At 68.9% G+C, this 9,250-nt stretch carries 8 protein-coding genes; 6 read left to right on the top strand and 2 right to left on the bottom strand.

Translation table 11 applies throughout. From position 1 onward, the window contains the following. From ACIY1X_RS05390 to ACIY1X_RS05410, 5 genes are all read left to right on the top strand, one after another. Window positions 1–491: FliM/FliN family flagellar motor C-terminal domain-containing protein (locus ACIY1X_RS05390; protein WP_399678687.1), on the top strand; the 491-nt coding region annotated here is incomplete at its 5' end. Further along, complete coding sequence (locus tag ACIY1X_RS05395; RefSeq protein ID WP_399678690.1) at window positions 491–961, top strand: hypothetical protein; 471 nt, start codon at window positions 491–493, stop codon at window positions 959–961. The genes ACIY1X_RS05390 and ACIY1X_RS05395, both read left to right, overlap by 1 nt. A 134-nt stretch (window positions 962–1,095) precedes the next feature. Further along, window positions 1,096–1,731 (top strand): flagellar type III secretion system pore protein FliP, encoded by a 636-nt coding sequence (gene fliP / locus ACIY1X_RS05400; protein ID WP_399678692.1) that lies wholly within the window; start codon window positions 1,096–1,098, stop codon window positions 1,729–1,731. A gap of 15 nt (window positions 1,732–1,746) precedes the next feature. After that, on the top strand, window positions 1,747–2,559 hold the full coding sequence (locus tag ACIY1X_RS05405; RefSeq protein ID WP_399678695.1) for a sigma-70 family RNA polymerase sigma factor: 813 nt from the start codon (window positions 1,747–1,749) through the stop codon (window positions 2,557–2,559). Between the two features lie 90 nt (window positions 2,560–2,649). Further along, window positions 2,650–3,900, top strand: a complete 1,251-nt coding sequence (locus ACIY1X_RS05410) for a hypothetical protein (RefSeq protein ID WP_399678698.1) — start codon at window positions 2,650–2,652, stop codon at window positions 3,898–3,900. A gap of 641 nt (window positions 3,901–4,541) precedes the next feature. On the opposite strand, the gene ACIY1X_RS05415 is transcribed toward ACIY1X_RS05410, so the two are convergent. Further along, window positions 4,542–4,979 carry a hypothetical protein gene (locus tag ACIY1X_RS05415; protein WP_399678701.1) on the bottom strand — a complete coding sequence of 146 codons (438 nt, stop codon included), beginning with the start codon at window positions 4,977–4,979 and terminating at the stop codon, window positions 4,542–4,544. A gap of 45 nt (window positions 4,980–5,024) precedes the next feature. Continuing rightward, window positions 5,025–5,690: a hypothetical protein gene (locus tag ACIY1X_RS05420; protein WP_399678702.1), complete on the bottom strand. Its 666-nt coding sequence runs from the start codon at window positions 5,688–5,690 to the stop codon at window positions 5,025–5,027. Between the two features lie 259 nt (window positions 5,691–5,949). Here ACIY1X_RS05420 and ACIY1X_RS05425 point away from each other — a divergent pair. Further along, the coding region (locus tag ACIY1X_RS05425; protein WP_399678705.1) for an Ig-like domain repeat protein at window positions 5,950–9,250 on the top strand (3,301 nt) is incomplete at its 3' end.

The raw sequence follows: 9,250 nt of genomic DNA on the forward strand, positions 1-9,250 counted from the left end.
CACCCGTCGTTGTCATTTCGCCCCCTTTCAGTTCCTGTATTGATTCCATTGGAGACATCTCGATGACCCAAGCCATCAACGCCATCGGTCCGGGCGCCGCTGCGACCATGGGAGGTGCCGCGTCGAAGGACGCGGCCCACGCCTCGCCCACCGCCTCGGCGCGCGTCATCGCGCTGCCTGAGTTCGGCGCTGCCGCGAGCGGTGTTTCACCGCACGGCGATGCACGGCCGGTGCTCAGGGACTGGGGTGCCTTGCACCAGATCAAGACCCGGCTGCAGGTGAGCGTGGGCGAAGCCAGCCTCTCGGTGGGGGAGTTGGTGGGCGCCAAGGCGGGGCAGGTGATCCGGCTGGACAGCGGCATCGACCAGCCCGTGACCCTGTCCATCGAGGGACACGTGGTGGCCCGTGGCCAGCTGGTGGCCCTGGATGGCCATTTTGCGGTGCGCCTGACCGAACTGCCGGCGCCGCTGCAGCCTTCGGATCCAGCCTGATGCGCGAAGACACGACGGCGTCCAGTGCGCCTGCGCAAGCCGCTGCTGCCCGCGCCATCGTGCCCGCGGACATCCCCGTGCGGCGCGAAGGCGTTCAGGACACCGCGGCGGGCGTGTTCTCGGCCTGGGGGATCCTGGCCGTGCTGCTGGTGCTGGCGGTGCTTGCCGCCTACATCGCGCGCCGGGCATCCGGACGCCCCGGACGCTTGAGACGCTTCGGCATGGGAGCAGGCGGCCCCGTGGATGAACGCGGGCTCAGGCGCCTGAGCACGCTGCGCCTGGGCGGCCAGCACGTCGTGCACGAGGTGTCGTGGCGCGGGGAGGCCCTGCTGGTGGCGTGCAGCGAGCGCGGTGTCCAGTTGCTGTGTCGTGCTGGCGCACCCGGAAGGGGGAGCGAGCCTGGCTCCGCGTCGGGTGAGTCATCGGCCTCGGGTCAAGTGCCGGGGCTGGGGCAGGAGATTGGTCAATGAACTCCCCTCTGCGTGGTGCGAAAGCGCGGCAGCTGCGCCCGGGTGCTGTGCTGCTGGCGGTGGGCGCATGCGCTGTCCTCAGTCTGTGCCGCACCGCATCGGCTGCCGGCGCGGCAGGGATGGCGCCGCCGGCCGTGCCGCAGGAGACCGCGCAGGCGCTGCGGGTGGTCCTGGGCTTGACGGTGCTGGCCCTGCTGCCGGCGCTGCTCATCTGCGTGACCAGTTTCCTGCGCACCATCGTCGTGCTGTCGATGCTGCGGCACGCCATCGGCATGAACGAGACGCCGCCGAACACCGCCCTCATGGGCCTGGCGCTGTTCCTGACGCTGTTCACCATGGCGCCGGTGCTGCAGAAGGTCAACGAGGAGGCCTTCACGCCCTTCATGGCGGGGACGGTCTCGGTGGCGGACGGGTATGCCAAGGGCATCGCGCCCTTGCGCGACTTCATGGTCCGCCAGACCCGCGAGGCCGACCTGGCGCTGATGATCCAGCTGTCCAAGGCGCCGGTGCCGCGCACCATGGAGGACGTGAGCAATGTGCAGCTGATCCCGGCGTTCATGCTCTCCGAGCTGCGGGCCGCCTTCCAGATCGGCTTCGTCATCTTCCTGCCCTTCCTGCTGATCGACCTGATCGTCTCCAGCATCTTGATGGCCCTGGGCATGATGATGATGCCGCCCACCACCATCGCGCTGCCCCTGAAGGTCCTGATGTTCATCCTGGTGGACGGATGGACACTGGTGTTGCAGTCCCTGGTGGGCAGCTTCCGCTGAGCGCCGGCCGCACCGATGAGCGCCGAACCCGTGGTCGACGAAGCGCTCGCATCGCTGTGGCAGCGATGGCGCGGGGCGTGCGACCCGGCCGCGCGGGACGCGCTCATCGCCCATCACCTTCCGTATGCGCGCATGATGGCCGCGACGCTCTACGGGCGCCGCACGCACGACGAGGTCGAGTTCGACGACTACTTCCAGTTCGCCAGCCTGGGGCTGGTGGAGTCGGTCGAGCGCTTCGACCCCGCCCACGGCGTGCAGTTCAAGACCTTCGCCTCCAAGCGCGTGCAGGGCGCCATCCTCAACGGCCTGGCGCGCTTGACGGAAAAGAGCCAGCAGATCGCCACCATGATGCGCCTGCGCCAGGAACGGCTGGAGGACCTGAAGGCGCAGGCGGCCGGTGGGGCGCAGCCCGGCAAGGGCAAGAAGCGGGGCGGTGACGGCAAGGGCGCCAAGGCTGACAAAGGCGATGCGGCCGCGCTCTTCAGCTACCTGGCCGAGGTGGGCATCGGCCTGGCCTTGGGTGTGCTGCTGGAAGACACGGCCATGTTCGCCAAGGCCGATGCCGCGAGCACGTCGTCCCCGGAGGTCAGCTATTTCCGCAAGACGCAGGCGCGCCAGCTGCGCGAGTTGCTGCGCCACGGCGTGGCGCAGCTTCCCGAGTCGGAGCGGCGCGTCATCCAGTGGCACTATCAGCAGGAGATGTCCTTCGAGGACATCGCCAACCGTCTGGAACTGTCCCGGGGCCGGATATCGCAGCTGCACACGAAGGGCTTGGCACGGCTGCGGGATCTGCTGCAGGGCGATGCGCGATGCGACGTCGCGCTCTAGGGTGGCGGGGCGCCAGGGCACACGGTCCGGCCGTTCCGCTGGTACCGAGACTTCCTTTTTCTTCCTTTTCTTCTTCCGGGACCCAAGGACATGGTTGATCGCAGCACCCTCGAACAGCAAACCCCTGCAGCGGCCGGTGCTCCGGACTCGCCGGCCCTGGTCGCCGCGAGGGACCGGCTGGCGCGTCTCGAACGCTTTCTTGCCCAGGATCCTGGCAATGCCGCTTTGCTGATCGATGCGTTCGAGACGGCCCTGGCGTGCCGGGAATGGGAGCGCGCCCAGGCATTGATGCAGCAGGGGCGGCAGCGTGGGGCGGACCCGCTGGGCTGGCGGATGCGGGAAGGGGATTTCTGGCTGGCGCAGCAGCGCCACGACCGGGCGCGCAGTGTCTACGATTCGCTGCAGGTGCCCGATCCGGCGCCGCCGGGGCTCGGCGACGTGCTGCTGCACAACCTGGCGTACATCGACTTCCAGGAGGGGCGGCACACGCAGGCGCTGCAAAGGCTGGCGCCGATCATGGAGGCGGCCGAAGCGGCGCCGCCCGCCCATGCCGCCTGGCCGATGCTGGCTTGTCTGTGGCTGCGGGTGCTGCACCATGACCGGCAGCACGACCGGGCCTTGGCGTGGACGCGAGCGCATGCCGCTGGTCAGGGCACCATGCCGCCGGTGCTCGGCGTGGCGAGCCTGATCGCTCTGGATGCGGGTCGGTTGGATGAGGCGCAGCGCTGGGCTGCGGCGAGCATGCAGGCCTCCGAGGCCCCGCCGACCGAGGCACTGGTCACCCTGGCGTCGATCGCCTCATATGCCGGCAATGGACCGCAGGCCGTGGCGTTGGCCAGCGAGGCGGTGCGGCGCGCGCCGGCAGAGGGGCGTGCCTGGTCTGCCCTGGGCTTCGCGCAGCTGCTCGCCCAGGCGCTGGGGCCGGCACGCTCGGCCTTCGACAAGGCGCTTGAGCACATGCCGTCGCACGTCGGAACATGGCATGGCCTGGGCTGGACGCAGTTGCTGCAGGGCGAGCGCGATGGCGCACTGCGCAGCTTTGAGTCCGCGCTGGCGCTGGACCGCAACTTTGCCGAAAGCCATGGCGCGGTGGCGCTTGTTCACGTCCTGGATGAACGCCGGGAACTGGCCCAACAGGCCTGCGAGATCGCACTGCGGCTGGATCGCGATAACCTGAGCGGGCGCTATGCCCAGGCCCTCCTCGCGGGCGAGGTCCAGGATGCCCAGGGCCTGCAGCGGCTGGTGCGCCGGCTGCTCGGTGCGCGGGCCCATGCGGCCTCCGGCGCTGATCTGGCGAGCTGGGTGCAGGCCCGGGCGGCAAGTGCCGAGGACAAGCAATGAGGCGATGGCCGGGTCCACGCGAGTCGTTCAGCGTGTCCGGATGCGGCCGAGCCAAACGCTGCACGCCCGACGCTCGACTTTGCCGAGCGGGCACGGCGACATCCCTCGTTTCATGCTCCGCGGGTGGCGCGCGGTGCCATGGAAAACCGATGCGCAAGCGCGCTCGACAAGCTCAGCGTGAATGGTCGATATGTTCTTCAAAGAAATTCGGTATGAGAGATCGACTGTGGGCTCGGGCCATGATGCGGAGCGCTTTCACACAGCCTCGGCAGGATTCTGAAGTAGACGCGCAGCGGCAGCACACCAGGTGCCTTTCACCGCTGGTCAGAATGCGCGCCTGCGGCGGTCGGGCGTCCCTTGCGTGCCCCTCTACCGATTGCAAACCATAGCGCGGTGCATGCGCCGACCGTCAAGCCGCTGAACAGGAGGTGGGGCGAACTGAGTAACGCGGCCCCTATGAGAAACAAGACAGCAGTGATTGCCCCGAATATGGTGAACATCATGGCTCAGGCCTCCTACAGTTAGCGCAAGTATGTTCGCACCTGGCCCCGGACGCTGCCGTTGGCTTGTTCGCGCCGCCAGCGCGGTTCGCGTACGCCCATGGCGCTCGACGCTGATGTCGTGGCCGAGCCGGAGTTTGCTCAGCGCGCGGGAGGCGGCGCGTCAGCGATCTTCGCGGCGTCGAGCAGCAACTGTCCGGCCTCGCGCAACTGGCCGTGCAGCTCGGAGTCGTCCTCCATGCGCTGGAGCACCGTGTCCAGCAGCTGCCTGAAATCCATGTCGTCGAAGCGAGTGCGGTCGAGCGCACGCGCGAGCATGGCCTCCATGAATAGCCGATAGGCCTTGCGCTGGCGGTCGGGGTCATCGGCAGGGAGGCGGCCGACGGCGAGCGCAAGGGATTGCAGCAAACGCGCATCTTCGCCGGCGCTCACATCGCTGAGATCCGACGTGGACCTGTCTTGCGTGGGTTCTCGCCCTGTGTCCAGCCGTTCGGCGCGCGGGGAGTGGTGACGTAACTCCGCGGTCATCCGTGCGGCCAGCATGGCCGCCAGTCGCGACGCGGAATCGATGCTGGTCATGAAAGGATTCGAATGGATGAGGGCGCCGGCGGAGCACGGCGCCGGTCAGTGCACGCGGGTGTTCTGTGCATAGCTGGCGAGCATGGCCTGGACGTTGGAAGTTTGCTCTCGCGGGGCCTGCTCGCCATCCGATGCCAGTTGCTCTGATGGCATTGAGGAGGAGGGGGTATTGGCGGTTCGCGCGGCTGCATCTGCCGGTGCGGCGAGTGCATCGATGCCTTCCAGCACCTTGTGCACGTCGGCGTTGAGGGCGGCGTTCTCCTGGTTCAAGGCGATGCCTTGCTGCAAATGCGATCGGGCCTGTTCGAACTCGTCCCGCGCCAGCGCCGCGAAGCCGCGCACCCAGTGCGGCCACGGGGTGGACGGCGGCAGCTGTGCCAGCGGCTGCCAGGTCACCAGCGCCGCGGCGGCGCGGGCTGAGCTGAACTGGAGCAACCCTAGCTGGTAGCGCGCCAGCACCAAGTCGGGGGAGAGCAGCACCGCGTTGGCCAGGCAGCCTTCGGCGGCCTGCATATCGCCCGAGGCGGCGTATTCCGAGCCCAGTAGGAACTGCGGCAGGCCGGCGGACGGCGCCTGGGCGCAAGCCTGTCGGAACAGCTCGATGGCCATCCGGGAATCGTTGGCTTGGCTGGCAGCCACGCCGCGAGCCAGCAGCGCCTCGATGGCAGCGGCCTGGTCTGATGGCGCGTGGGACGGTTCATTGGATGGCATGACGGACTTCCTCGATTCGGCCCCAGGGGCCTCTGCTCGGAACAGGATATCTGCACCTTGGCGGCCGCGCGCGGCGACCTGCGGGCTTTCTGCATATATCCGTAACGCGACGGATCCGTTTAGCGCCGCTTGGCGAATCCCTTGAATCCCCTTTTGCCGTACTTGGGTATTAAACGCCCGTTGGTTCGCGGGGACAGGTTGTTCCAAGAGCCGACGGCCCGGTTGCTGTCGATGCGGAACCACTGAAGAGGGAAACGACATGGTAGCGATCGTCAGCGGCAGCAGCCTGGGGCTGGGTCTGAGCTCAATGGCCACCCTGGGGCAGCGCGGAGCGCTGGGTTCGCTGTGGCAGGGCCGCAGCGGCGAGCAGGCCTACGTGAACGTGGCCACCGGCAACCTGGTGCTGCAAAACCGGGACGAACTTCTGCTCGGCCGCGGCCTGGACGTGGTCAGCGTGCGCACCTACAACAGCCAGGGGCTGCTCACCGACGACAACCAGGACAACTGGTCCGTTGGTGCCTTCGGCCAGCGCATCAGCGTTACGGGCACCCTGGGCCAAGCCGGCAGCACCATCACCCGGATCGATCGCGACGGCGCGCAAGCCACCTACGCCTGGGATGCCGCCCGCGGCCTGTACCTGAGCACCGCCGGGGCGGGCGCCTTCGACACCATCGCCCATGACGCGGGTGCCGCGCAGTTGGTGTGGACGGACGGCGACAGCGGCATGACCGAGCGCTACCAGGCCGGCGGCCAGGGGCGTCTCATCTCGACCACCGACGCCGACGGCAACATCATCACCCTGAGCTACAACGCCGCCGGCAACGTCGAATCGTTGACGGATGCCAACGGCGAAGTCACCTGGTACGACTACACCGGCAACAACCTCACCCAGATCCGCACCGTCACCGCGGACAACGTCACCACCACGCGCGTTCGCTACGCCTACGATGCGAGCGACCGCCTCGTCAGCGTCACCGTCGACCTCAGTCCCGCGGACGGCAGCATCGCCGACGGCGGCACCTACGTCACCACCTACACCTACGACAGCGCCAGCAAGCGCGTGGCCAGCGTCACCCAGACCGACGGCACGGCGCTGAGCTTCACCTACGAGGAGGTGGGCGGCAGCTACAAGGTCAAGACCGTCACCGATGCGCTGGGCGCGGTCACCACCTTCGCCTACGACGATGTCGCTGGCGCGACTACCGTCACCGACGCCCTGGGCTCGTCCAGCGTCTACCTGTACGACGCCGAGGGACAGCTGACCCAGGTGCGCCAGGGCGTGACGGCGACCAACCCGGCCGGGCTGAGCCAGGTGAGCTACCTGTACGACGCCCAGGGCAACGTCGTCCGCGTGACGGACGGAGAAGGCCGCCAGGTCAGCTTCGAGTACGACGCGAACGGCAACCTGCTCAAGGAGGTCGACTCGGCCGGCAACACGCGTACGCGCACCTACGGCGCGGCCAACCAGCTGCTGACCGACACCCTCTATGCCAACGCCGCCGTCGTGGACCGCGGCGCCTTCAACACCCCGGCCGGCCTGCCCGAGACCACCCGCTACGTCTATGCCCAAGGCAACGACCACCGGCTGCGTTTCGTCATCAGCGCCCAGGGCGACGTCACCGAGTATCTGTACGACGGCTGGGGCCAGCGCACCAGCGCCATCAGCTACGCCGCGACGCCGTATGACACAAGCTCGCTGGGCCCGGAGGCTGTGCCCACCGAGGCGCAGTTGGTGGCTTGGCGCCAGGGGCAGGACCTCACCCGCAGCCAGCGCACCGACTACGGCTACGACGGCCGGGGCGCGCTGAGCAGCACGACCACCTATGCCCAGACCGGCGCCGATGGCCAGGGCGTGGCCGCCGGTGCGGCCACCACACAGTACGTCTACGACCAGCAGGGCCTGCTGCTGCAGAAGATCGAGGCCGACAACGCCGCCGGGGTGACCAGCTACGTCTACGACGGCCTGGGCCGCGTGATCTCGGCCAGCGGCCCCTCGCTGGACGGCACCACCCAGAACATCACCCTCACCAACTACGACGATGCCGACGGGCGCACCACCGTCACGCTGGCCAACGGCCTGAGCACCCTGTCTGCCTACGACCACGCCGGGCGGCTGGTCAGCGTCACCCAGACCGGCGTGGGCATCGGCGTGCTGGGCACCACCACCTATGCCTACGACAGCGAAGGGCGCCTGCTGATGACGCAGGACCCGACCGGCGCGCGCAGCTGGATGCTGTACGACGAAGCCGGGCGCAAGGTGGCCGACATCGACGCCACCGGGGCGATGACCGAGTACGTCTACAACGCCAACGGCCTGCTGCGCCAGACCGTGGCCTACGCCACGCGCATCGACACCGCCGTGCTGGTGGACGAGGCAGGGCAGCCCACCACCGCGTGGAGCGCGGCCAACACCACCACCAGTGTGCAGGCCCTGCGCCCGGCGGGCACGGACAAGGACCAGAAGGTCTGGCGCTTCTACGACGGCGCCAACCGCCTGGCCTGGCAGGTCGATGCGCTGGGCTACGTCACCCGCACCACCTACGACGGCGCCTCGCGCATCCTGAGCGTCACGCAGCTGGCCAACCCGATCGACGTGAGCCAGCTGGGCAGCGGGGCGAATGTCGAACTGCTGGCCGACCCGGCCACCGTCGGCGGCGTGACGCTCGGTGCGCTGGGCGGGCCGGTGCCGCTGGGCACGGCCGTGACGCTGACGGCCAGCATCGCCGGCACCAACCCCGGGGGCATGGTGACCTTTTTCAGCGGCGACACCGTCATCGGCAGCGCGCCGGTGGTCAATGGCCAGGCCACCCTCGTGACCAATGAGCTGCCGGTGGGCGCCAACGCCATCCGGGCGGCCTACTCGGGCGACACGATCCGGCCGGCGGCCATCTCGGCCGTGGGCACCAAGCTCGTCAACGGCGCGACCACCAGCGTCGGGCTGAGCTTCTCGCCCAGCTACGGGGCCACCTATGGGCAGAACGTCACCTTGTCGACGTGGCTGACGACCAGCCAGCCGCCGGGCCTGGCGCCGGCCACGGGCGAGGTGAAGTTCTACAGCGGCGCCACGCTGCTGGGCACGGCCGCGGTCATCAACGGCCAGGCCCTCTTGACCCTGAACGACCTGCCGGTGGGCACGAGCAGCATCCGGGCCGAGTATGCGGGCGACGCGCTGCATGCGGCGGCCACGCAGACCAGCAGCCTGTCGATCGCTGCGGCGCCGACGACGACGGCACTGCAGGTGGCGGCAGCCGGCGGCGCAGGGGTGCAACTCTCGGCCATGGTGAGCAGCGGCGCGGGGCTGCCGCCGCCCACGGGCACGGTGACCTTCTACAACGGCGATACCGCCATCGGCACGGCTGCCCTGGTCAATGGGGCGGCCAGCTTCCACTTCACGGGCGCGGCGACGGCGGCGCCCTTCAGGGCCGTCTACGGGGGAGACGCGACCCATGCTGCCAGCGCGACGGCGACCCTCTACGGAACGCCTCTGCCTTCGCCTTCGGTCACGACGCTGAGCGCCTCTGCGGCGAGCGTGACGCAGGGCGACGCGGTGACGCTGACGG

It is taken from the genome of Xenophilus sp. (assembly GCF_044462705.1).
Taxonomy (GTDB): domain Bacteria; phylum Pseudomonadota; class Gammaproteobacteria; order Burkholderiales; family Burkholderiaceae_C; genus Xenophilus; species Xenophilus azovorans.